We start from the raw sequence: 24,017 nt of genomic DNA on the forward strand, positions 1-24,017 counted from the left end.
GTATATGTAGTATCAATACAACCACGCATCACAACAACAAATAAATTGTTCCATTCATTTCAGTTATTTAAATAAAACAGCTCTTATAAAAGTATCTAGTAGAGCGCCATCACAAGCCCCATTAACTCTGTACTTGTTAGTTAAATCAGCAAAATTTCCGAGTTATTAGAAAGAAGAAAACTATATGCCAAACTCTCATTCTCGACAGTCAAGTAAGCAGCGCATCGCTATTCTAGGTGCTGGATTCTCAGGGCTAGCCATGGCTCACGAATGCCTTAAACATGGTTTTGAAGTAGCAATATACGACAAGGAGTCCTACGCAGGCGGGAAATGCATTGGTACAGAAAAAGACGGGATCGTACACGAGCTCACACATCGTCAGTTTTTTGCCAAAAATAAAAATCTTATCGACTTTTTAAAGGAAATTCCGTCTTCCAAGGGAAGCTGTTTTGATTCGCTATACCCACAAGAGAAAGTTCAGTTTCACTGGGGAAAGCCTGTAAAGACGATGCAGTTTCAAAGAGCTTATTTTAATGTAATAGAGAAATTACTTGATGATGCAAAATCAGCTTACGCAATGTTCTATGCTGACGTGCCACTCAAAGATATCTTATGGTTTAAAAAAAGGCTAACAAGTGAAGAAAACCACTCTAAGCTCTTAGATACACCTGTTAGTGAATACTTTGAATACCAATTTAGAACTCAATTAAGTGCATTTTTAAAGCCAGTACTACTTGGGTGGATCGGAGCAACTGACAATACTCCAGCTCTTTCAGTATTGGATCTTCTCAACAATAAAACTGGGGAACTACACCCAGATGCACCGGGTGCTTATAGCCTTGGTATTCGAGAACCCATTAGTGACGCTATCATTACGCCACTGATTAAATATCTTGAATCTCAAGGTGTCAGTTTTCATTTCAATTGCGAAGTGGATTATCTAAACCTAAATACTACTAACTCGCTTATCGACAAAGTACACCTAACCTGTGGACAAAGTATTGAAGCCGATTTGTTTGTATCGGCTCTCCCCGCTCACGTCACGCATAATTTGCTTGGCGAGCACTGTACAGATCTTGAGTATGACTATATTTTTAGTCACGGTTTTCAATTCCACTTCTCTGCCATGCCAGAAGAATTAGACAACAAAACGGTAGGGATTGTTATCGACTCTGCTTGGGGGTTGAGTTACAGCGTTACAAGGCGACAGGCCGCTCATAGTGAACGTATTTGCTTATCTGTTACCGCGACTAATCTTAGTTGTGCTGAAGGAAACCAGAACCAGCTCCCTTTAGTAGATTGCAACAAATCTCAAATAAGGGATGAACTACTAATTCAAATATTTGGCAGCACAAAACTCCTCAACAGTGTCTATTACGAAAGTTTTCATCCTGGCCCAGGAGCAGAATTGGTCAATCCTGAAGAGCTAGATACTAAGTATTCAAGTTGGTTTAAAGGTGACGTATTACGCAATGAAAATGGTGAGCCTAAACACTGGGTTTTTCAGCATGCTCTCACTCAGCCAAGGGCTAAAAGTCGCCAGCCATTAACTTCTAGCAAGTGTAATAATCTATTCTTTGTCGGTGAATACCTGTTTGATCCAAAACAAAGCTGGCGTGTTCCAGTTACCCTCGAACGCTGCGTTGAAACTGTTCGATTATGTGCAGAGACAATTGTGAAGCGAGCGGCAATAGCATGAAAGAGATAATGATCCCTCCTCTTTCAACAGCATTATTCCTCATATTAAGCTTGGTGTATGCAAGCGGTTACTATCATGTTGTTCAAAGCTCTATGTGGCTAACATTATTGCTAACGATCTTATTACCTCTTGTGTTTTGGCCTCTTGTTAAACCCGTAGATAATAGTGGTGAAATAAAACGGATTCTTTGGTTAGAGTCAGGATTCAATTTGATCTGTTTTTTAATGGTTGCACAATGGATCGATACTCCATATCTAGACAATGCATTGATGATATTTTTTATCGTTCAAGCTGGTGGTTTTATTTGGGTTCAACTCAAAAAGCAAGCATATCTATCCATTGTTATTTCTATCTGTCTAGCTGGGGCCATCGCACAATGGATTTATGCAGGCTTAGTTACTCAGAACTTTGGCAATGCCGAACTGTTACTACTTGGCACTCCGGTCTCATGGCAGCTTAAAGTAATATATGGCGCATGGTTGGTACAATTGTTATTTGTTGAATACAAACACATCTTACCCAAAATGACGTTATCCACGCTTCATATTGCTTCATACATAATCGCTATATTTGCCAATGACTTCTTCCACGCCCGAATCATCACAGCAAGCCACTTCTTATTCTTAAGCCTATGCTTTGACTTCAAATCGCCAAATTGGGGAGGTAAAAATTTCGTTCGTCTAGAGAAGGTGGCCGTGATTGTTAGTTCCAAACAAGCTCAGTGGTTAATACCGCGCTTAATGCTCACTCTGTGTATTGTAAGCATTTGTACACTCTTTAATTAACCCAATGAATTTATTGCCGAAAGCTAGTATTTTTTGCTCTTGATACAAACTCGAAACTTATCTAAAACATATTAACTCTAATAATACAAAAACGCCCAAGCAAATTGCTTGGGCGCTTAATATAAAAAATGAAGTTAGCCTTGTATACCAACAATTAACCAAGGAGCATTTTCAACTGTTAGATCTCTTTCTAGGTGCCAAATATCTTCAATATTTTCTTCGACGCTTTCAACTGCATCTCGGTAACGACCGCTAAACTGTATACTTAGTTGAGCTTTGTTAGCATCATGATCAGCTCGAACAATCTCAGCATCTACATACATCACATCAGTGTGCTGTTCACCTTCAAGCTTTGCTCGCTCTTGCTGCAAATCTGCAAACAAGCTTGGTGATACATACTCCTGAATTGTTTCAAGCTGGTTGTGATTCCACGCACCTTGAAGAACACGATAATGCTCACGGGCACCATCAATAAAGGCTGACTGATCGAAACCTGGTGGAAAGTTATTTGGTACGTCATTGGTAGCACCAAAACCGCCACCTTGTGTTGCTGTTTGTGGCTGCTGCTCAAAATTATGGACATTCGGTTGCTCAAACTTAGGCGCGGAACCACCAAATGCAGGTTGTTGCTTATTCTGATTCATACTGCCCTGTTTTGCTCCAAGCAAGCCCTTCATTAGCTTGAAGATAACAAATGCGACTAGGCCCATGATGAGAATATCCATAAACTGGATACCTTCAAACGCACCACCAAAAAATGCCGCCAAAAGACCACCAGCAAGTAAGCCGCCCAATAAACCGCCCATTAAGCCTTTTTTACTTGAGCTTGGTGATTTAGTCGCTTGATCTTTACCTAGTGTGTTGGTGTTTTTCTGCTTTGGTGCTGGAGCCGTTTTATAGCTCTTACCAAACGATTTGCCACCACCAAACTTCTTAGCTTCAGCGATCGGAGTAATGGTCACAGATACCATTAGCAGGGCGACAAGGGAAAAAAGTTTTTTCATATTTTGCCTTAGAGTTAACTAAATGAGGTAATAATTATACTAACTCTGCAATAGTAGCTTTTGTATCACAAGAAGAAAACACTGTAAATGTGGAGACATGTATCAAAGTGTTGCAAATTTAACTCTAGGTCAGTTGCGCTACGCTTGGAGCCTGATAGAATATTGAACATTGTTCATTTTCAGACTTTTGTCATGGCCAGAAGAAACGATCATACACGTGAAGAGCTAATCGCCCTCACGTTAGAAACCGTTAAGGATTTCCTCAGTGACAATTCTTATCACGATCTTAGCCTGCGCAAAATCGCGAACATGATTGGTTATGTTCCAAGTACGCTTGTTAACGTTTTTGGTAGTTATAACCTCCTCTTGCTACACGCAGTTGCACAAACTCTTGACGAATTAGCCAGTGAGGCAAAACTGGTCGTCGAGCAAAGCACAGACAATACAACGGCTTTGTATCACCTTGCATATTGTTATCACGACTTTGCTCAACGACACCCTCATAGATGGCAGCTTATTTTTGAACACAATATGAATGGTGATGTATTACCAGAGTGGCAAGCAGAAAGAATTGCTAATATGACAGGGATGCTTGAACAGCTATTATCTCAATTAGCCCCTCAGCGAAACAGCAAAGAAGTGCTACAAGCAAGTCGTGTTCTCTGGTCTGGTGTACATGGTATTACTTTACTTAGCGTAGATGATAAATTTTTTGCCGCAGAGCCAATCGAGGGGAAAAAACTAATTGACAACCTTCTCTCTAGCTATATAGCCAATTGGTGAATTTCTCCTAAAGGAAAAGGCAAGCATGTCAGACAATCAAACTTCGCTGTTAGGAAAAAGGCGATTTTTTCCCTACTTTATCACTCAGTTTTTCGGGGCATTCAACGACAATATATTTAAAAACGTTTTGCTATTGTTTGTTGCTTTCACCGGTGCCGATGCACTCCCCATTTCAAGTGATCTTTTTATCAATCTTGCTGCTGGGTTATTCATACTCCCTTTCTTTCTCTTTTCAGCATCTGCTGGTGTATTGGCAGATAAATACGAAAAATCGTGGTTCATCCGCAAAGTAAAACTTGTCGAAATTGGCATCATGTGCCTCGGTGCAATTGGTTTTATTACCGAAAGCTATATTATCCTTCTGATCCTACTTTTTTTAATGGGGACACAATCAGCATTTTTTGGCCCAGTAAAATACGCACTTCTTCCACAACAACTTAAACCACAAGAGCTGGTAACAGGTAATGCGCTGGTGGAAACAGGCACTTTTTTGGCAATACTATTAGGTACTTTAGGGGCTGGTATCATTGCTTCGACAGAGAGCGCAAAATATATTGCAGCAATCAGTGTGGTTACCTTCGCCCTACTTGGGTATATAGCCAGCTGTGCTATTCCTAAAGCCGCTCCAAGTGCGCCCAAACTCAAGTTCCGCTGGCAGCCTATCAAGCAAATTCGTAATACTATATCAATAGCTAAGTCTGACCGCTCAATCTTTCAGGCCCTAATGGCAATTAGCTGGTTTTGGTTTTTGGGCGCCGCCTACCTCACTCAGTTCCCTAATTTTACCAAAATTTATCTCAATGGCAACGAAAGTGCTGTTTCGTTTCTTTTGGCACTTTTTTCAATCGGTGTGGCTGTCGGTTCTCTTGCCTGCGATAGGTTATCTAACCACCGTATCGAATTGGGTATTGTACCGCTAGGAAGCTTGGGGATTTCTTTGTTTGGGTTAACTATGGCGTTATCAGTACCCAGTGAATTACCCAAAATGCACACTTTCAATGACTTTATTTTATATTCCCCCCTATGGCCAGTATTCACTTCCTTGCTGATGCTGGGCTTTTCAGGAGGGGTATTTATTGTCCCTCTTTACGCTTTTATCCAGCAACAAGCGAAAGTTAATCAACGGGCGCAAGTTATTGCAGCTCTCAACATCTATAACTCACTCTTTATGGTTGGAAGCGCAGTATTGGGTATTATTTGTCTTACACTACTCAATTTGAGCATTCCTCAGCTTTTCCTCTTGCTTGCTGCAATGAACTTGATCATTGCAATGCGTTTATTACGACGTCTACCGATACACACAGTACGTTTCAGTACATGGGTAATAACACACATAATATACCGCATTAAACATAAGAATTTGCACTACTTACCTGAGCAAGGGGGTGCTTTAATTGTTTGTAATCACGTGAGTTACATGGATGCTCTATTACTCAGCGCTGCATTCCCGAGGCTGATTCGCTTTGTAATGGAAGAAGAATATGCCAACCTTCCCCTGTTACGCCGATTCCTCAAAAAAGCTGGAGTAATACCGATATCAGCTTCAAACCACAGTTCTATCCGTGATGCTTTTCGTGAGATTGAACAAGCACTCCAACAAGGAGAATTGGTTTGTGTTTTCCCTGAAGGTCGACTGACAAGTACAGGGGATATTAATGAATTTATGCGCGGAATGGATATTATCCTCAAAAGTAGTCCTGTACCTGTCGTTCCAATTGCACTCAAAGGGTTATGGGGTAGTTTCTTTAGTCGTTATAATGGAAAAGCTTGCAGTGGATTGCCATCTCGGTTTTGGTCAAGATTGGAGATTGAAGCTGGTCCGGCAGTTTCACCAGACAATGCGACACCAGAAAAGATGTATTCTGAAGTTACCAAGCTAAGAGGTAATTGGAAATAATGCTTAAAAAAAACTGGCAGGACTTTACTTATATGTTCAGATTTTCTAAACGCCTGTTCAGCTCATTTAAATCTATTTATTTACCAAAGTCCGCTACACTTTACTGCCACTTATGAAAAATACTTTTTCGATGAACACGTTAAAAAATCAGCTTTTGTTCTGGCTTGCTTTGTTAGCCTGCTTAACCCCTTTTGTTACCTCTCCTACCGCCCTTGTTATTGGTTTTCTACTCGCGACACTTGGTTTGGTTCCTCATAATTTTAACCTTGCAAAGGTAACCAAAAAATTATTGGCTTACTCTATCGTTGGCCTAGGTTTTGGGATCCACTTTAAAGATGCATTAGCTGTTACTACCGATGGGATAGGGCTAATTGTCGCCACAATCGTCGGAACTTTGCTAATCGGTTGGTGGGTAGCAAAAGCCATCGCTTTGGATAAAAAAACTGGTTACTTGATCTGCTCGGGTACTGCAATCTGCGGGGGGAGTGCTATTGCTGCGGTTGCACCTGCTATAAAAGCCGATGATGGACAAATCGGTTTATCTCTTGCCACAGTATTTGTGCTCAACTCTTTAGCTCTGTTTATCTTCCCTGTTATTGGCCACGCCCTTGGTCTTGATCAAAATACTTTTGGGACATGGGCTGCCATAGCCATCCACGATACTTCATCTGTGGTCGGTGCGGCGTCTGCTTATGGTGAAGAAGCGTTAACAACAGCTACAACACTTAAGCTAGCTAGAGCGTTATGGATTATTCCAGTCGCGTTTTTCAGTGCGTTTCTTTTTCGCAGTGACTCTAAAAAAATTACTATTCCCTATTTCATTTTATTTTACTGCCTAGCCATTGCCGTTAGCGATCTCCTACCACAATTTGAGGTTGTTTATCATACCTTGTTTGATGTGGCCAAGCGTACATTAGTGGTATGCCTGTTTTTGATTGGCTGTAGTATTTCGGTAGAAAAACTGAAATCTGCTGGCCCTAAACCACTCGTATTTGGTGTTACATTGTGGGTGGCTATTTCTTGTAGTTCACTCGCTTGGCTTTTACTCGTCTAATATCTATAGGCTTGGGTTTCACTCCCTTCACTGCGTCTCTTTGTTCGGTATATGAGTAACAAAGAGACGACAAGCAGGAAGGCAGAGAGTTCAGATAATGCTCTAATAAGTCCTTCACTTTGTGTTGCGACTATGAGCTGTAGCAAGGTGGCTAACACTATGATGGCTTTACTTATCATCTCTATATATCCATTTTCCTAATCCGTAGCGTTTATTATGAAATAGAGTTATAAATATGGAAAAGACACATTTGGACTATGAAAGATCCATTTCAACTAAGTTTTGTTTCGAAGATGCACATTTACAATTCAAAGTAATGACACATAATAGTCTGGTGTAGGCTTATTGTAGGGTCTACCATGGCGGAGATAAAAAGGATACTTGGTGCAATACGTAAAAATAAAAGACTCGGTTGTAGAACAAATTGAAGCCGGTATGCTCTCACCACGCCAAAAACTACCTGCAGAACGCAAACTAGCAGAATCATTCAATACCACACGTGTGACATTGCGAGAAGCCTTATCTCTTCTTGAGGCCGAAGGTCGAATTTATCGTGAAGATCGTCGTGGTTGGTTCATATCACCGCCACCTTTACGCTACGATCCAACACAAACATCAAGCTTTTCGAACTTAGCACAGAAACAAAATCGAGTGCCGAAAACCGAGTTGCTGGCAGCTAAAGGAGTTATGGCTAATAAGCAAGCAACTAATTTATTAAACCTGAAGCCTTTCTCAGATGTTTATCGTGTCGACCGAGTGCATTATTTGGAAAATCGGCCCGTTGTGTATGTGACCCACTATATTTGTCCCAAGTATTTTCCAAACATTTTGAGCTATGACTTATCAAGCTCGCTAACAAATATCTACAAAGAGCACTTCGGTGTTAAATATCAAAAAACCCATTACCGTATCTCAACCAGCACGTTGCTGGGAGAAACCGCGCAAGCATTGCGCGCAACTTCCGGTTCTCCTGCAATGATCATTGAACGAACTAATTACAATCGCGAAGGTGATTTAATTGATTGTCAGGTTGAATGCTGGCGTCATGATGCCATCAGTATTGAGTCCGTAGCAGAGCTCAATTTCTAACCAAGACATTTTATTTAGTGATTTGATCCAAAAATACAAACATAAGTTTTCAATATCAAGAAATCTTAGTGATAATTGGATTGAGCTCTATGCTGGTAGGCCCACTGACTCACTGCCTGCCGTGATATTTTAATCTCATCTAGATAAAAGTTTTCAGGCATCTTGTAATAGGCAACTGGCCATTTAAACTTAACTAATTTAGTGCTTAGATTCTGTTCAATATCAGCGATATTTATGTTGAATTCACTTTGAATGACAGCCACAGGTCTGTGGCCAAATTCCTTGTCTTCAACTGGTACGACAATCGCCTGAATAACATGGGGAATTTTATTTAATACTGCTTCAATTTCTTCACAATGAATGTTTTCACCACCAGATATAAATAAGTTATCCGCTCTACCGATAATGTGTAAACCACCATTTTGCCATAGCCCCAAATCCTTAGTATCAAACCAACCATTATACGTTAATGGTTCTATGTTACCTTGGTAATAATAGCCACTAGCGAGGATCTCTCCTGCAATATAAATCCGCTCATCTTGCAGCTTAACTCGTCGTTTATTTAAAACTTGACCTGAACTATCACTGCCATCTACCAGTTTAACCGTCACTGTTGAAGCGGCTTCTGTCATGCCATAACCCACCCAAGTATCAATACCTCGCTTTGAGACTTCCTCACACAAAGAAAGCGGGATATGGCTACCTCCCAACAACACATGAGTTAGCCCAGACAATATATCATTCTCAACTGCACGTTGAAGCTGAGTGGCAACAAAAGACGCATGAGTTACGTCAGAAAGATCGCTTTGCAAGTCTCCACTAGCAATTTTTAGGGTTGCACCAGAAAATAGCCATCGATAAACAATAGCGAGACCAGAAACATGATAGATAGGTAGGCTGAGTAACCAAGTATCCCCATACGTGAATAAGAGTTTTTCAAGCAAACCAGCGGCTGAAGCCAGATGTTGACGCGAGGTATGCACCACGGCCTTAGGTACACCAGTTGAGCCTGATGTAAATATGATCGATGCTGGCTTATCTTGGTGATAACCGACTAAGTACTCAGCATTGGAGGAAGACTCTAATTTTACATTGGAATACATCATCAATGCAGAATTAGGGGGGGTACACCACACTTTCACTTGCATCCGCCTTGAATAGAGTACCTTCAACTTAGCTTCAAAACAAAGCTTGGTTTGCGGCATGACTGGAGCACAAATTACTCCCAACTCCATACAGCCTAGATAGACGAGCAACATGTCTAAACTATTTTTACCCACACAAGTCAATACCTCCCCAGATTTGATGCCTTGAGAAGCTAAGCTAGCTGCTACGCTATCTACTTGGTCAACCAATTCTGCCCAAGTATATTCAACATCTTGAGACTTTACGGCTAAAGAAAAAGGGCGTAGCTTAGCCCATTCTTTGATTGGAGAAAGACTGCCCACTATAACTGCCACACTAACTGGTGGTCTGCCAATCTAGAAACAGGCAGTTCGCAGCCGGGCCAACTCACCTCTAATTGCTCAGCAAATAATCCGACTGTATCCAGCCCAGGAATTTCATCAGGTAACTGCCATTGAGATAATCGAGCCAATTGGGTTAATCCGATTGTCGACTCAATACTTGAGCTAACAATAGGTTTTATTCCTAGTGTTTTAGCGCGCTCTATAAGCACAATACAAGCTTCAACCGAGCCAATTAATGTCGGTTTAATGACAATCGCTTTAGCACCATCCAAATCTTCTAGTTTAAAGTCAGGCTGTCGAATCGCATGTTGAAGCGTTTCATCCCAAGCAATTGCAATCCCAGTTTTAATCGCAAACGAGAAGCTATCACCGGGAGTTTCACATGGTTCTTCTACAAACGCGATTCTCTGACGTAGAGATGGAGCCACTTTCTTGGCAAACTGCTCCGCTTTCTCGGCGGTCCATGCACGGTTAGCATCTAAGCGCAAAATTAGATCTGGAATTGATTCAAGCAATAAACTTACTATCAAGCCATCACGATTTGGCTCGTACAGCCCAACCTTAACCTTGGCAACCTTATTACCTCTCATAGCATTTAATTTGGGTAACAACTCATCGGGATCACCAGAACATAAAGGTGCAGCCTGATAATAGCCCGTATCAGGCAGCAGTTTATCAAGCTCTAGCTGAGCCATAGATAAACCAAAAGCCACCGATGGATGTACTGCTTGGTAATTAAATGGCTGTCCACCATACCAAAGCGTCAATTGTTCCAACAACTGCGGATAAACATCTTCCAGGCTCTCGTGACTAAGCCCCGGTAATGGTGCGACCTCCCCTCTCCCAGTTTGGCCATTGCTTTCCAATACAACCACAAAGCCTTCTCGTTCCGTGAGCTTACGCTCTCTCAATATCACGCCGCTATCCATTGGCAGCTTATAGCGATAAAGTTTGGCCGTTTTCATAACCACATCCCTTATATTTATTTTTGTACTTGTTAGCAGTTGCTAACTTATGGTCCAACCAAAGAAAAATAGGGGTTTACATGTGTATCTCATATCCGTTTCCTTATTCATATGACATTAAGGATTACGTGGAAACTGGTTAAAATCAGGCCGACGCTTTTCATTAAATGCATTACGACCCTCTTGACCCTCTTCTGTCATATAAAACATCATTGTCGCATTACCAGCCAATTCTTGTAGGCCAGCTTGACCATCACAGTCTGCATTAAGGGCCGCTTTCAAGCAACGAAGTGCCATAGGGCTGTGTTGCAGCGTTTCTCGGCACCAGCGAACCGTTTCTCTCTCCAATTCATCTACAGGTACCACGGTATTAACAAGACCCATACTTAGGGCCTCTTCTGCGTTATAAAAACGGCATAAAAACCAAATTTCTCGCGCTTTTTTCTGACCTACGATGCGTGCCATATATGCAGCTCCCCAACCACCATCAAAAGAACCGACTTTAGGGCCTGTTTGACCAAATTGTGCATTATCAGCTGCAATAGTTAAATCACACATCATGTGCAGAACATGTCCTCCGCCAACAGCCCACCCCGCTACCGACGCAATAATAGGTTTAGGGCATGTGCGTATCTGGCGCTGAAAATCTAATACGTTAAGATGGTGCATTCCTGAGTCATCTTTATAGCCACCATAGTCACCACGAATTTTTTGGTCTCCTCCAGAACAAAATGCCTTTTCACCAATCCCTGTCAGTATAATAACGCCCACGCTTTGATCATGGCGAGCATCAGCTAAAGCTCTCATCATTTCATTAACTGTCTGTGGACGAAATGCATTATGAACCTGAGGACGGGCAATAGTTATTTTCGCAATACCATCTTCAGATTTGTGGTACTGAATGTCCTCAAATTCATCACTAAGATTTTGCCAATATACGGGGGAATATAACTCTTTTTCTGAAAGACCGACTGTTTTTGACATCATGATTCCTGTTGTTTAACTAGCTCTTAAACCTAAAGCACTAACATTAGATTTAACAATATTAGTAAAGACTTGCGGGCCCTCAATATGAACATTGTGACCAACTTCATTAATGCAACTGAAAGGCAAACCACTATTTACATTCAATTGTTTGAATTTATTGTCCTTTTCACCACATATACAATGTATAGGAATAGTTAGATTCTTAAGCGAATCGAGTAGGAAATCTTGTTTAGCGAGAGTCGTTGCCATTAGCATAGAGGCGACTGACGAGCCTACATTTTTTAAGCGTTGCCTAATCAAAGCTTTTCGCTGCTCATCGCTAAGTGATTGGAAGACAGGTTGTTGATACCAGTCATCGAGAACAGTTTCTATGGCTTCGTTGGTAAAACGGGCCCCCCAACAAGAGTCATGGATCAAACGCTGTTTTTTTTGTTCTTCACTATCGAGGCCAAAATGACCCGATTCGCAGATCAACAGTTGAATATTCAAAGCGGAAAAATAGTGCCTTGCGAGCCCAGTCATCATGATTCGAGCCCCCATTGAGTATCCCAATAAAACTATAGGTGCTTGGTCAGGAATTTGGTGATGTAATACATGAGATATTTGATCGCAGCACGATTTAAAATCGTCACAGTGAATGTTTTGGCTCAAACCGTGCCCCGGTAGATCAATACAGAGTACTGGATAGCTAGACAAAAGCTCTGCACATTGGGCCCAATCGTCACCACTTCCAAGTAATCCATGTAAGCAAACAATCACCGGCAGATTGTTACGATTAACACTGTTATAGAAATGGCTAGCAAGCATTAATATTTTGAATCACCTCTTTTAGCTGAAATGAAGCTTGATCTGAAGGTGTTATCAACTCAATCACGAGTGCCCCTTCCCCGCAGGTAAGGTGTTGTTTAACCGTATCGTTGTAATCTGCGAGCGTTGTTGGTTGTTGATAATGAAGCTCAAACTGTTGTGCTGCGTATTCAAACTTATAGCCATGCGGCATCTGATAAAGTTTACGCTTATGTGCTTTAGAAACAGGCAGCAAATCAAAGATTGCCCCGCCATCATTATTGATTACAGCCACAACAATAGGCGCTTTTACATCAGTTAATAGAGCCAATGAGTTAAGATCGTACAAAGCAGACGTATCACCCGTAAAAAGGATAGTGGGCCTATTGGTCGAGCGTAATACTCCCGCAGCTGTTGCAATTAATCCATCAATGCCTGAAGCCCCTCGATTACTATAAACTCTCATGCTTGGAAGGATACCAAACATGTCTACCAAACGAACAAATAGGCTATTTCCAAGCACTACTTGTGTATCATTTGGTAAATTTTCTAACGTAGTTGCCAAACCAATTTCAGTGACAGCTTGGCTGGGTATCGCATAACCTTGTGCAAGAGTACGTACTTTTCGAGTGTACATCGCCAATTCTTCAGCCCACGGAACCATCGGCTGCCGATGGATAGATAAACAACTGTCAATCCATAGGCAGATTTCTGATACATGATGAATTTGCATCAAATGGTTAGGATTATCGCGTTCAGGTTTAGAAGAAACATAATGGTATTGTGCCTGCCTTTCTTCAACTTGCTGCTTGACCCACAGGGTAAGCCTCTTCGAAATAAAGCGAGATCCAAACTGAAGAATTACATCGGTTTGACTGAGAAACTCTCTAGCCGCAGAGCACTGTAACCAGATATCATAATGCGCCAAGGCACTAGAAACACCAGATTGAGGATCGCACAAGCATGGCCAACCTATTGTCTCAGCAAGCTTCTTTGCTAGCCTGGCTTCTTCTATAGTGACATCACCGACTAAGATCACTCCTCTCGCGGAAAAAAGTGATTGCTCTTGAGCAATAGCAGTCGAGTTGACCATGGATTTACCGCTAAAAGGAGACTCTGAAATCCACCATGCATGAATCGTATCAATATAGGTCTGATAAATACTTTTTGCTGGTGATTCATACAAAGGCTCAGGAAAAGGACAATTAAAGTGAATAACTCCACCTTCTTTTTCTTGCTGATACATCAATTGATCAATAGAAGTAAGCAGCCAACTTAACGGTACTGATGTGGATGGGCTTGGTAACGTAATTTTTTCCCGAACATGGGATGAGAAAATATTTGTCTGAACAATCGCCTGATTAGCGCCACAGTTGATATGTTCAATAGGTCTATCCGCTGTTATAACAACCAGCTTTTCACCCGTTAAATTCGCTTCTACAATCGCAGGTAATAGATTCGCCGCCGCCGTTCCTGAAGTGACAATAATTGCAACCGACTTGTTGCTTGCCTTAGATAGACCGTGAGCCAAAAATGCTAATCCTCGTTCATCAAAGTGAGTATGTAGCGTCAGATTTGGGTTATCAAAAGCTTCAATAGCAAGAGGAGTCGACCTAGATCCAGGAGCGATGCACACATCTTCAACTCCAAACCGCACTAATTCTTCAAGTAGCACCTGACTCCAGATTCGATTAAGTACTGCTTGGTTTTTGTCCATCATCTAAGAAACGGCCTCCAGCTCAGGAGATGCTTCAAGCAGAGACAGTAAAGTCGATAATTTTTTGTCCAGCTCGTCCCACTCATTACAAGCGACTGAACCTGCTACAATCCCTGCTCCAGAAAATAGCTCGATTTGATTTTTTTGAACTAGAGCACTTCGGATTGCGACACAAAATTCTGCATGCTGACAACCAATGAAACCAAAGGAACCTGCATACCAACCACGAGAAAAAGGTTCATTTTGCTGTATAAAGTCAATCGATTCCTTACGGGGTAAACCTGCGACAGCAGCAGTAGGCTGCAATACGCTTAACAGTTCTATAGGGCTAACATCCGGCTTAAGGCATACATGAACATCACGCTTAAGATGTTGAACTTTCGATAATTTTACCAAATGAGCTTCTTGATCAACATGAAATCGCTTTGAATAAGGTGTAAGGCTCTCAACAATGTCATCTACAACATGACCGTTCTCATTGATATTTTTGGTATCCAAACCAAGCCAGTTCCCTAACTTCATATCTTGCCTTGAGTTTCCTCCCCGGCCAACAGTTCCTGCTAAAGCTTCGGTATATAAGTTCTGGCCATGTTTCAAATACAAACGTTCTGGGCTAGAACCGATAAAGCCGCATGAATTGTCCATAGCAAACATAAAATGAAAACTGTTGTGGTTTTTAAGATAGCTTGATTTGAGTAGTTCAGCTGCAGTGACAGTACCATTCATTTCAAGCAACGTTTTTCTAGCCAATACTACTTTTTTAAAATCATGATTATCAATTCTGACCAAGGCTTTGGCCACCAACTCTGACCACTTCACTTTATCTGGACAATGTGTAAGATTTTTTATGCCTGTCGAAAGCGGCTTAATAGGAATAATATCGGCCACAAGTTCTCGTAGGCGAGCTAATACATACTGCTTATCATGATTCAAATTTACTGCAAGAGACCATTGAGTACCTTCTCTGATCAGTTCTGCTAACGGCAGAATAAAAAAATGAGACTTTGAGGCTAATTCGGGACAAGGTTGTCTACCAAAAGGACTCCCCCCCCATATACGCTGCCCCATAGATAACAAACTATGACCAATTTTCGCATCAGGAAAAGCCTCCAATTGTCCTAGTGCCACCACCTCTTCGCGAGCGTCACGAGACTGCCAGTAGAATTTAGGGAAAAGTGACTGAGCATCCATCCAATCAATACCGTCAATATTTAACGTACTTTGAAAGTTGTATACCAGACGCTTCTCATTGGTTGTTGCTGTTTTTACACGCTGAATCAGGTGCGTAACAGCTTGATGAAACAATGACAAACCCACCTCGCTATACATCAGAAACGTTATTTATTTTACACCGTCAATTTTTGTATTACCCCCACTCAGATCAATGTTGTAGCCCGTGATATACCAAATTTGGAAAATAGTACCTATCAATGACAAAAGACGTATTTGGATAGTTTTTTATTCTAAAAAATGTGTTTTTGATGTAGTTTAATAAAGAAATAAAAACTATTTTAGGTTGTATACAATGCAAGATATCGAGATGTCGTCAAAACTCGATAATGTCTGCTATGACATTAGGGGACCAGTACTCAAACATGCTAAGCGAATGGAAGAAGAAGGGCATAAAATACTAAAGCTTAATATTGGCAACCCAGCTCCCTTTGGCTTTGATGCACCTGACGAAATTTTGGTTGATGTCATTCGTAATTTACCGACATCCCAGGGCTATTGTGATTCTAAGGGTATATATTCAGCACGCAAAGCCGTGGTGCAATATTATCAGCGTAAAGGTATCCACTCTCTGGATGTAGAGGACGTTTATATTGGCAATGGCGTTTCTGAACTTATAGTGATGGCTATGCAAGCATTACTTGATAACGGCGATGAAATGTTAGTCCCAGCGCCAGATTATCCACTTTGGACGGCTTCTGTAGCTCTCTCTGGCGGTAACGCCGTACATTATCGTTGTGACGAGCAGTCCGACTGGTATCCAGATTTGGAAGACATCCGTAAAAAGATCACACCAAAGACGCGTGGTATAGTATTAATCAACCCGAACAACCCAACTGGTGCTGTGTATAGCCGCGATTTTTTACTGGAAGTGATAGAAATTGCGCGCCAGCATAAACTGATCATCTTTGCTGATGAGATATACGATAAAGTCCTTTACGATGGCGCAACTCATACCTCTGTTGCAACTCTCACCGAAGATCTTCTCGTAGTCACTTTCAATGGATTATCCAAAGCATACCGTGTATGCGGTTTCCGTGGCGGCTGGATGTTCCTGACAGGGCCAAAACATCTTGCGCAAGGCTACATCAATGGTCTCGATATGCTAGCGTCTATGCGCTTATGTGCAAATGTTCCCATGCAACATGCAATCCAGACTGCACTAGGTGGATATCAAAGTATCAACGAATTGATTCTTCCCGGAGGTCGATTGTTGGAGCAACGTGATCGCGCCTATGAACTAATCAATCAAATACCTGGTATATCGTGCGTTAAGCCCAAAGGTGCAATGTATTTGTTTCCCAAAATTGATACTAAGATGTATAACATCAAAAACGACCAACAAATGGTTCTCGATTTTCTGATTCAGGAAAAAGTACTCCTAGTTCAAGGTTCAGGGTTCAACTGGCCAGAACCTGATCATTTTCGTATCGTAACCTTACCGCATGTAGAAGAATTAGAAATGGCAATAGGACGCTTTGAACGCTTCCTAACAACTTATAGCCAGTGATCTAACAGGCCTAATCAACCAAGTAAAGGGTACTACATCAGTGCTCTTCTGGTTGATATAAATTAGGCAAATAAAATGACTTACACTTATCTAAAACCAAGATTTATAAGGAAACGTTGTGAAACAAAGTACTTTTATGGCATGGGTAACCCGCATGCCCTTAATTAAGCGCTGGGCTTTAATGCATTGCTTTCAAACAGAAAATGTTTCTGAGCACTCTCACCAAGTATCCGTTATTGCTCACCTTCTCACTGTGATCAAAAACAAACGCTACAATGGTAATTTAAACCCAGAAAAAGCTGCTGTTGTAGCCATTTACCACGAAATTTCTGAAACTAAACTTCAGGATATGAATTCAAAAACTAAGTACCATAGCCCCGAGTTCACCGCAGCCTTTAAGAAACTTGAAGATATTGCTGAACAAGAGTGCCTAGATACACTACCTACCGATTTGCGTGATGAATTCTCAAATTTGTTAGTACAAAAAAATGTAGATGCGGATTATAAGGCCATTGTCAAAGCTGCAGATATCCTTGCCGCTTATATAAAAACCTTAAATGAGCTTAGATTTAACAATAATGAATTTTTGCATGTTAAAGAAGGACTAGAACCACGTATCGAGCAGTTGATTTCAACCATGCCTGAAGTCAAAGACTTTATGGATATTTTCTGTGATAGCTGCACTACCACATTTGATAATATCTCTGGTTAAGAGTGTCGGTTACAGGCTTTTAGTATTAAAGCTAAAGCCAAATAACACAAATCGCTCAATCTCACTGGAGTAATTGTTTTTTGCTAGCCCCGTATGCAGTTTGAGCTTTACATTTTTTGATAAATTTTTCACAAAGCCAATATGGTGGGACTGAAACTGATTTTCATTAAGAGACTTTGAAAGTAAAGCGCCTGTATTAGGCTGCTGACTAGAAATAGCACTAAAATCATTCTGCGCTTCGCTTTCTCCATACGTGTAGTAAAGAACCCATGTTTTAGAGGGCCTAAACGCTGCGTGCATTCTTAGCCTGTAGCCATCAAAAACCGTGTACAAATCCTCCTTATAATCATTTACCGTGTATTTAAATGAAAATATAAACGGTCTAATTGGCACATTGAGTACAGCGTTATAATAGTAAGATACTTTATCTTTAAGCTCGACAGTATTAGGAAGGCCAACTAAGCTTCCTTGAATATTACTCAGGGTTGTACTTGTGAGATCTACTCTAGTTTCGGCAAAACTCAGTATAGTTGAGAAATATTTCCATTTACTGCGAAATTCAGCGCCATACGGAATGTACATATCGAGAGTATTGGCCCCAAAGTCATTATTACTTGAACGTCCAGAAACTACACGAAGGTGGTGTTTATCCCAGTCATAGCGCCACTGAAAACCATCATAGGAAGTAACATTTAGAGGGGTAACTTCTCTTTGTAAAGATAACCAAGGGTAATTCATGGCATTATAGACATTTTCATTAAAGATGTGCAGCCGCCCTAATGCAAACCAACCCAACGACTCTGAAGACTTGGCTGCATAAAGCTCTGACACCCCTATATCATTTTCATATAGCCTCGATAAAAAGCTGGTATGGAAGTACACGTCCTGCCATGATTCATCGATCGTGAATTTTACGTATGAATCACCAATCCCCCCGCCTTTAATATAAGTTTCATCGACAGGCGCATAAAAAACATTACCACTAAATGTCGCATCAAGCCCGTAACTAGGTAGTGTTGTGAGAGCTACATATCCAGCAAGCAGAAAACGCAATAGCATCGATCGCAATCTCGGCATAATCATTATTTAGAAAATTGACTAATCGCTTGTGACAAACTGGAAGATAAGTCCGCTAACTCAACAGATAGATCACCTACTTTTCCGACTGTATCCAGGGTTGTGCCTATAGATCCTCGCGAGTTGACTGTATTCAATTTCACTTTTTCGGTTGCGCGCATTTGTTCGTCTGTCGCCGACTTAATTGACGCACTTTGAGCCTGAATGTCTTTCACTTGTTGAGAAATCAATTGTAGTGACTCTCCAGCTTTAGAAACCATTTCAGCATTGGACTGCGCTCTGTCTTTCGAGGTTTCAAGTACGCTGTTGGCACTTTGAACTGACTCAATTAAATTGCTCAATAAAGAGTTTATTTGCTCAGTCGAATTCACTGTTCTTGAAGCAAGCTCCCTTACTTCTTCGGCTACCACCGCAAAACCACGGCCTTGCTCACCGGCACGGGCAGCCTCAATTGCCGCATTGAGGGCAAGTAAATTTGTCTGATCTGCAATATCATTAATAACACTTAAAATGCTGGTCACATTTTCAGTATCAGCCGCCAGATTTTGAATAACAGAGAAAGTATTTTGCATATCCTCTTGTAGCTGTTCAGACTGCGTTACTGAGCGATTCATTTTCTCTTCACAAGAGCTCAATTCTTGCTCAGCCTCAATAATCAAATCGGATGTTTCGGTTGTTGATGTGGCCACATGTTCAACACTTTGCGCTAACGCTGACATTTCATCAACAAGCTCCGTGGATAGATTATTCAAATCCTCCATAGCATTACTAGAGCTGGAAGTACTGACTTTAAGTTTGTCTGAAATATTAAGCATAGGGTTACAAACCGCTACAACGGCAGCAACCGACTTCTCAAGATTAGCTATAAAAGCATTAAAATTGCGAGCAAGCTGACCTGTTTCGTCATTGCTCCTTGGTTTCAGGCGATAAGTCAAATCACCTCGACCTTGGCTTAACTTGGCCAAGTTATCAGATATATTTAAAATAGAGACAGTCACATTTCTAGCTATCAATTGGGCAATGACAACAACCAATAACACCGAGATAGACGATATCGCCAAGATGATTTTTAACTGATTTTCTAGAGCATTATTGCTTTCAATTGCCAGCTGGTTTAACTTATTTCGTTCCTGTTCAACGACTACATCAATTTCAGCAACTAACTTTTCGTAAATAGTGCTCTTTTGGTTTGCCGCTTGACTTAGTGCTTCAAATCCACCTTCAAAATCTCCACCCAACATAGCCTGTGATACCATTTCAGATAAGCGAACATATTCACTTAAATCATCAAGCACTACTTGCTCAACCGTGTCAGAGCTTGTCAGTAATAAATTGAGCTTTTGTGCTAAGGCATCAGCACTTGCGCGAGCATCTTGCAAGATATCTTCATCTCCAAAGGTGACACTTTGGGTGAAAAGATCTTCTACACCTTTAATAGCAACACTTGAAAGCTCAGCCGCAATAGTATTAGAAAATTGCTGCCCAGTCAGCTTATCAAGAAATACGGTATTTGAAGAAATTGAGCTAATGTTCAGATAACCAATAGATAGGAAAGCGCAAAGCGCAATAGCTGTGATCGAATGAATTTTCATTCGTATAGAAAGGTACATTGACTTCATAGTGACTCCAAACACCAGATAAGAGGCTTACTCAAAGACACTGTTAAGCCTCTTAATATTTAAAATTCACCAACAACTTTGACGTTATATACTTAAAACTCACCAATAACTTTAACAGAATCGTTCACGCTGCCTTTATCGATGTAGCCAATTAAGTCGGGGTTATTTGCTATTAATTGGAGTACCTCACTATCACTATCAACTTCTTTTGGAGGTGTTCCTTTCCCCGTGAATATAAGCTTAGACCAATATGCTTTATATTGTGAGCTTGATTTTCCGACAACGTTTTGGTTGAATTCACCCGCTAATGCACTAGACGACGAGTGAGCAATAGGAATAACCGGCTTACCATCAGGTAGCTTCTTATCCAAGTTTAAATAAATACGCGAAATTTGTTTTTTATCTAACGTTGCGGTACTCGATTTGTTAACAATCACGGCGACTGCTGACAATGCCTGAGCTGAAAAAAGCAACGACACTAATAAAGTAAGTACTGTTTTCATGTGACCCCCTTAAAATATTATGCTGACGCCAGTTCTAAAAAACTGAGTATCTTGATCGATGTAGTCATCATCGGTAAAGCCATACTCAAATTTCAGCGCTGCATTTGGGTGGAAATCATAACGAAGCCCTACAATATGGGTTTTATCCTCTGTCAATACACCATCAGCGACAGTTTTTGCACCACTGTAACGGGGATCAGACGTGGATATTTTATCTAAATCATTAGATTTTTCCGAGCTTGAATAGGAATAGTGAAGGGTGTATTCATTGTATCTATACCCAATAGTTGTCAAGAAGCGATCGTCTTCAGCAATCGATATAACATCATCATCGAATCTGACCTCTGCGTATTCAACCCCAAAGTAGTAGCTGCCAGGATCATAATACCCCGCAACACCCGCAATATGTCCACCCATGTCTTTAGGTAAGAAAGCATTGGGTAAATCTGGGGAATTATTCTGAATGGTATCTAGATTTGAGTTGACGAGTGTTATGTCAAACTGTGAAAAAATTAACTTGGTTTTGATATCCCCATAGTTAAGATCAAAGTTAGAAATGATGTCATAGTTACCTGATAAAGTACCTGCACTCAATGTTACCTCTCGCTTCCCTGAACCTAAATAAATCGCATAATCAAAAGAGTTAAAATTATTGGTGTAGTAGAAGTTGATACCATCATAGTTAGTCACATTGGCAGCATACACCTCTATTGGTGGTGAAATCCAACTGTACGCATAGCTTACGTCTAAGTATTCAGAATAAAAGTAAAAAGGTGCTCTTAGGCGTCCGACTTTAACATCTGCATTGTCGTTAATTTGATACTTGACGTAAGCCCATTCAAATTCAGGGTCAAAATCATTCTTTCCTCTTGCCACAAGCTGAACAGTTGCACTTAAACCATCTGATAAATCTGAAGAGCCTTGCAAACCTACCACAGATAAGTTGTCCATTTCGAGCTCATCAGTCAACGTATCGTATGACGTACCACCATCAAAAGTTTTACCCGCAGCTATGGTTGCATATCCTCTCCAATCAATCTCAGCAAATACTGTAGCTGGGTAAAGAATACACACAGTGCTTAGCGCTAAGGTTAATTTATTCATATTTCCTAGCTTTTCCATTTTTTCCATCCTTTGGTTATCGACATGTGGAATGATTCAATGAAACAATATCGAAAAAACACATCAATCTTTTCCAACATAGTCTAAAAAAACACCATTCGCTAACCAAAAAAATAGATTGGATTTGAATTTTACCTTTCTACTCAATTGAATGGAGGTTCTTTAATAATTTAGAGTACCTGAAAAATAAAACAGAACTTTTTTATTGGCAGGATAATAAGTCTAATTGTCTGATCTATAGTTTTAAGATAGGTATTACTTGGAGGCCGCCATGAATCATTTGCTAAGTTTCGTTCTTTTCTCCATATTAATATGCCCATTTTCAGTAGTTAGCGAAGAAAAAGAGTTAATTAAGGTTGCTATTGGCAATATATATCGCGATCAAGATCAGACATCTAAATATGGCATACAAGTGGAAAATGATCTCAAAGCTATTTACAAGAGTGCCGGCCTTGAAGCCAAGTTTACTTACTTACCAAACGAAAGAGCGATTCAATCTGTTATAGAAGGCCGTAACGATGCGCTTGATATGCGAGTATCTAGGCTAGAAGAGAGAAAAGAGCTCATAAAAGTCAATGTTCCTCTCGCAAGTTTTGATGTTTATCTTTTTTCTATTGAAGATAAATTTTACAACAGCTTAGATGAAGCCAAAGATGAGACCATTGTTTCATTCCATGGCACCCGATATACCAAGGTATTAGAAGACTATAAGCATCTCTACTTAGTTCATAAAGCCAAACAAGCAGCACTGATGCTCAGAGAAGGAAGAGTCAAACTCTGGTTAGCTCCTGAGGTCTCATATTTATTCATAAAAGAGCAATTTCCCCAAATAAAAGTGGTCAGCCCTATGATTGCGCGAGGTAACTTATACCATTATATACACGTCTCAAACTCCCACTTACTTCCAAGACTAGAGGCTTCTGCAAAAGCTTATATTAAGTCAAAATCACCGCAAAATTAGTGTTAGTAGGTTTACTGATATTTTCTTACTACTGGCAGTTTTCTGACCATCTGGGATCAAACAGACCTTGTTGTTTTTAATTCTCTCATTTTCATATTTTTCAGCCTGTTATTTAACCTATACAAGATTATTTAAGACAACTTTCATTTGGTGTTTTACAAGCAGCTATAACACTGTCTATGTTTATCAATGTCGCAAGCCTCTGATGTATCTTATAAACCACAGCTTGTTAAACATTCAACTCCGTGTCATTTCACAAGGCTCAAGTATCTAACAATTTCTTGTCATGAGATACCACTAGAGCGCAACTTTTTTTGGGGGTAATATGGATTCAATCGATCCACTCTTGCTAGGATTTCTTCCTAAAGATGTACGAAATATGTTTTTCCCTTATGCAAGTGTGCAGTTGGGCTCACTACTGATTAACCTGATCTTAGGTTTTGCCCTTGCATCACTAATCGGTTACCACTTTAGACGGTATGCTTCAGCTTTTTGTAATAGACAGGACTTTTCTCGACTATTTCCTCTACTCATGTTGACTGTGATATTAATAATCACTGTTGTAAAAGCTTCTTTAGCTCTGGCTCTTGGTCTTGTTGGGGCACTCTCTATTGTACGATTTAGAACACCGATAAAAGAACCTGAAGAGTTGGTTTATCTTTTTCTGAACATAGGTGTAGCCGTAGCACTGGGCGCAGGTCAAACATTAGCAGCTGTTATTGCTTGTATCATCACTTTACTGCTTGTCACGATTGCCAAACGTCATCAGTCTAAGATTTCCGAAGAACAGGGACTATTCCTATCGCTCCAATACAATGCTTCAGAGGCTCAGAATGTTCCGATCACTCAACTTAAAGAGCTATTATCTAGCAAAGGGAACGGACTAGATCTTAGAAGGTTTGATACACAAGACGATATGTTCAGCGCGACCTTCTTCATTACTGCCTATCAATCTCAGCACCTTGATGACATGCTTTCTCAACTTAGGCAACAGTTCCCTGGTATACAAGTCTCTATGCTTGAGCAGCATAATATTTCCGGAGTGTAG

22 protein-coding genes are annotated in these 24,017 nt (G+C 40.7%); 10 read left to right on the forward strand and 12 right to left on the reverse strand.

The window, feature by feature from the left end; genetic code table 11:
* Positions 1-184: 184 nt before the first annotated feature.
* Both OCV27_RS09970 and OCV27_RS09975 read left to right on the forward strand, forming a co-directional pair.
* Positions 185-1,699 carry an NAD(P)-binding protein gene (locus tag OCV27_RS09970; protein ID WP_125321627.1) on the forward strand — a complete coding sequence of 505 codons (1,515 nt, stop codon included), beginning with the start codon at positions 185-187 and terminating at the stop codon, positions 1,697-1,699.
* Positions 1,696-2,484 (forward strand): hypothetical protein, encoded by a 789-nt coding sequence (locus OCV27_RS09975; RefSeq protein WP_125321629.1) that lies wholly within the window; start codon positions 1,696-1,698, stop codon positions 2,482-2,484. The genes OCV27_RS09970 and OCV27_RS09975 overlap by 4 nt, the downstream gene beginning before the upstream one ends.
* 134 nt (positions 2,485-2,618) lie before the next feature.
* Here the strand turns inward: OCV27_RS09975 and OCV27_RS09980 are convergent, their stop codons facing one another.
* A complete protein-coding gene (locus OCV27_RS09980; protein ID WP_125321631.1) occupies positions 2,619-3,488 on the reverse strand; it encodes a Tim44 domain-containing protein in 870 nt (289 codons plus the stop codon).
* 192 nt (positions 3,489-3,680) lie between these two features.
* On the opposite strand from OCV27_RS09980, the gene OCV27_RS09985 reads away from it, so the two are divergent.
* The 3 genes from OCV27_RS09985 (at position 3,681) to OCV27_RS09995 (ending at position 7,222) form a co-directional block, all read left to right on the forward strand.
* Complete coding sequence (locus tag OCV27_RS09985) at positions 3,681-4,271, forward strand: TetR/AcrR family transcriptional regulator (protein WP_125321633.1); 591 nt, start codon at positions 3,681-3,683, stop codon at positions 4,269-4,271.
* 25 nt (positions 4,272-4,296) lie between these two features.
* Complete coding sequence (locus tag OCV27_RS09990; RefSeq protein WP_125321635.1) at positions 4,297-6,168, forward strand: MFS transporter; 1,872 nt, start codon at positions 4,297-4,299, stop codon at positions 6,166-6,168.
* A gap of 130 nt (positions 6,169-6,298) precedes the next feature.
* Positions 6,299-7,222, forward strand: a complete 924-nt coding sequence (locus OCV27_RS09995; protein WP_125321638.1) for a YeiH family protein — start codon at positions 6,299-6,301, stop codon at positions 7,220-7,222.
* Here OCV27_RS09995 and OCV27_RS10000 read toward each other — a convergent pair.
* Positions 7,219-7,401 (reverse strand): hypothetical protein, encoded by a 183-nt coding sequence (locus tag OCV27_RS10000; RefSeq protein WP_125321641.1) that lies wholly within the window; start codon positions 7,399-7,401, stop codon positions 7,219-7,221. The genes OCV27_RS09995 and OCV27_RS10000 overlap by 4 nt on opposite strands.
* Positions 7,402-7,606: 205 nt before the next feature.
* Here OCV27_RS10000 and phnR point away from each other — a divergent pair, with 205 nt between their 5' ends.
* Positions 7,607-8,311, forward strand: coding sequence for a phosphonate utilization transcriptional regulator PhnR (gene phnR, locus OCV27_RS10005; protein ID WP_125321643.1), 705 nt, complete (start codon positions 7,607-7,609; stop codon positions 8,309-8,311).
* A 65-nt stretch (positions 8,312-8,376) separates the two neighbouring features.
* Here the strand turns inward: phnR and menE are convergent, their stop codons facing one another.
* The 6 genes from menE to OCV27_RS10035 all read right to left on the reverse strand — a co-directional run bounded on the left by menE (position 8,377) and on the right by OCV27_RS10035 (position 15,546).
* On the reverse strand, positions 8,377-9,762 hold the full coding sequence (gene menE / locus OCV27_RS10010; RefSeq protein ID WP_125321669.1) for an o-succinylbenzoate--CoA ligase: 1,386 nt from the start codon (positions 9,760-9,762) through the stop codon (positions 8,377-8,379).
* On the reverse strand, positions 9,759-10,745 hold the full coding sequence (gene menC, locus OCV27_RS10015; RefSeq protein ID WP_125321645.1) for an o-succinylbenzoate synthase: 987 nt from the start codon (positions 10,743-10,745) through the stop codon (positions 9,759-9,761). The genes menE and menC overlap by 4 nt, the downstream gene beginning before the upstream one ends.
* 117 nt (positions 10,746-10,862) lie before the next feature.
* Positions 10,863-11,729 carry a 1,4-dihydroxy-2-naphthoyl-CoA synthase gene (gene menB / locus OCV27_RS10020; RefSeq protein ID WP_125321671.1) on the reverse strand — a complete coding sequence of 289 codons (867 nt, stop codon included), beginning with the start codon at positions 11,727-11,729 and terminating at the stop codon, positions 10,863-10,865.
* Positions 11,730-11,744: 15 nt separating this feature from the next.
* The gene (gene menH / locus OCV27_RS10025; RefSeq protein ID WP_125321647.1) at positions 11,745-12,539 is read right to left on the reverse strand and encodes a 2-succinyl-6-hydroxy-2,4-cyclohexadiene-1-carboxylate synthase; all 795 of its coding nucleotides are present in this window, start codon (positions 12,537-12,539) and stop codon (positions 11,745-11,747) included.
* Complete coding sequence (gene menD / locus OCV27_RS10030) at positions 12,529-14,238, reverse strand: 2-succinyl-5-enolpyruvyl-6-hydroxy-3-cyclohexene-1-carboxylic-acid synthase (protein WP_245986742.1); 1,710 nt, start codon at positions 14,236-14,238, stop codon at positions 12,529-12,531. The genes menH and menD overlap by 11 nt, the downstream gene beginning before the upstream one ends.
* Complete coding sequence (locus OCV27_RS10035) at positions 14,239-15,546, reverse strand: isochorismate synthase (protein WP_185759790.1); 1,308 nt, start codon at positions 15,544-15,546, stop codon at positions 14,239-14,241.
* A 214-nt stretch (positions 15,547-15,760) separates the two neighbouring features.
* On the opposite strand from OCV27_RS10035, the gene OCV27_RS10040 reads away from it, so the two are divergent.
* Complete coding sequence (locus tag OCV27_RS10040) at positions 15,761-16,975, forward strand: pyridoxal phosphate-dependent aminotransferase (protein ID WP_125321649.1); 1,215 nt, start codon at positions 15,761-15,763, stop codon at positions 16,973-16,975.
* Positions 16,976-17,093: 118 nt separating this feature from the next.
* Positions 17,094-17,687, forward strand: a complete 594-nt coding sequence (yfbR, locus tag OCV27_RS10045; protein WP_245986743.1) for a 5'-deoxynucleotidase — start codon at positions 17,094-17,096, stop codon at positions 17,685-17,687.
* 9 nt (positions 17,688-17,696) lie between these two features.
* Here the strand turns inward: yfbR and OCV27_RS10050 are convergent, their stop codons facing one another.
* The 4 genes from OCV27_RS10050 to OCV27_RS10065 all read right to left on the reverse strand — a co-directional run bounded on the left by OCV27_RS10050 (position 17,697) and on the right by OCV27_RS10065 (position 22,008).
* A complete protein-coding gene (locus OCV27_RS10050) occupies positions 17,697-18,764 on the reverse strand; it encodes a hypothetical protein (RefSeq protein WP_148100995.1) in 1,068 nt (355 codons plus the stop codon).
* A gap of 5 nt (positions 18,765-18,769) precedes the next feature.
* On the reverse strand, positions 18,770-20,383 hold the full coding sequence (locus OCV27_RS10055) for a methyl-accepting chemotaxis protein (RefSeq protein WP_125321653.1): 1,614 nt from the start codon (positions 20,381-20,383) through the stop codon (positions 18,770-18,772).
* 92 nt (positions 20,384-20,475) lie between these two features.
* On the reverse strand, positions 20,476-20,886 hold the full coding sequence (locus OCV27_RS10060; RefSeq protein WP_125321655.1) for a type 2 periplasmic-binding domain-containing protein: 411 nt from the start codon (positions 20,884-20,886) through the stop codon (positions 20,476-20,478).
* 9 nt (positions 20,887-20,895) lie between these two features.
* The gene (locus tag OCV27_RS10065; RefSeq protein ID WP_125321657.1) at positions 20,896-22,008 is read right to left on the reverse strand and encodes a porin family protein; all 1,113 of its coding nucleotides are present in this window, start codon (positions 22,006-22,008) and stop codon (positions 20,896-20,898) included.
* A 271-nt stretch (positions 22,009-22,279) separates the two neighbouring features.
* Between OCV27_RS10065 and OCV27_RS10070 the strand changes: the two genes are divergently transcribed.
* Together OCV27_RS10070 and OCV27_RS10075 are read left to right on the forward strand one after the other, a co-directional pair.
* The gene (locus OCV27_RS10070; protein WP_125321659.1) at positions 22,280-22,969 is read left to right on the forward strand and encodes a substrate-binding periplasmic protein; all 690 of its coding nucleotides are present in this window, start codon (positions 22,280-22,282) and stop codon (positions 22,967-22,969) included.
* A gap of 325 nt (positions 22,970-23,294) precedes the next feature.
* Entirely contained in the window at positions 23,295-24,017 is a 723-nt protein-coding gene (locus OCV27_RS10075; RefSeq protein WP_125321661.1) for a DUF4956 domain-containing protein, read from the forward strand.

Source organism: Vibrio pectenicida, assembly GCA_024347015.1.
GTDB classification, from domain to species: domain Bacteria; phylum Pseudomonadota; class Gammaproteobacteria; order Enterobacterales; family Vibrionaceae; genus Vibrio; species Vibrio pectenicida.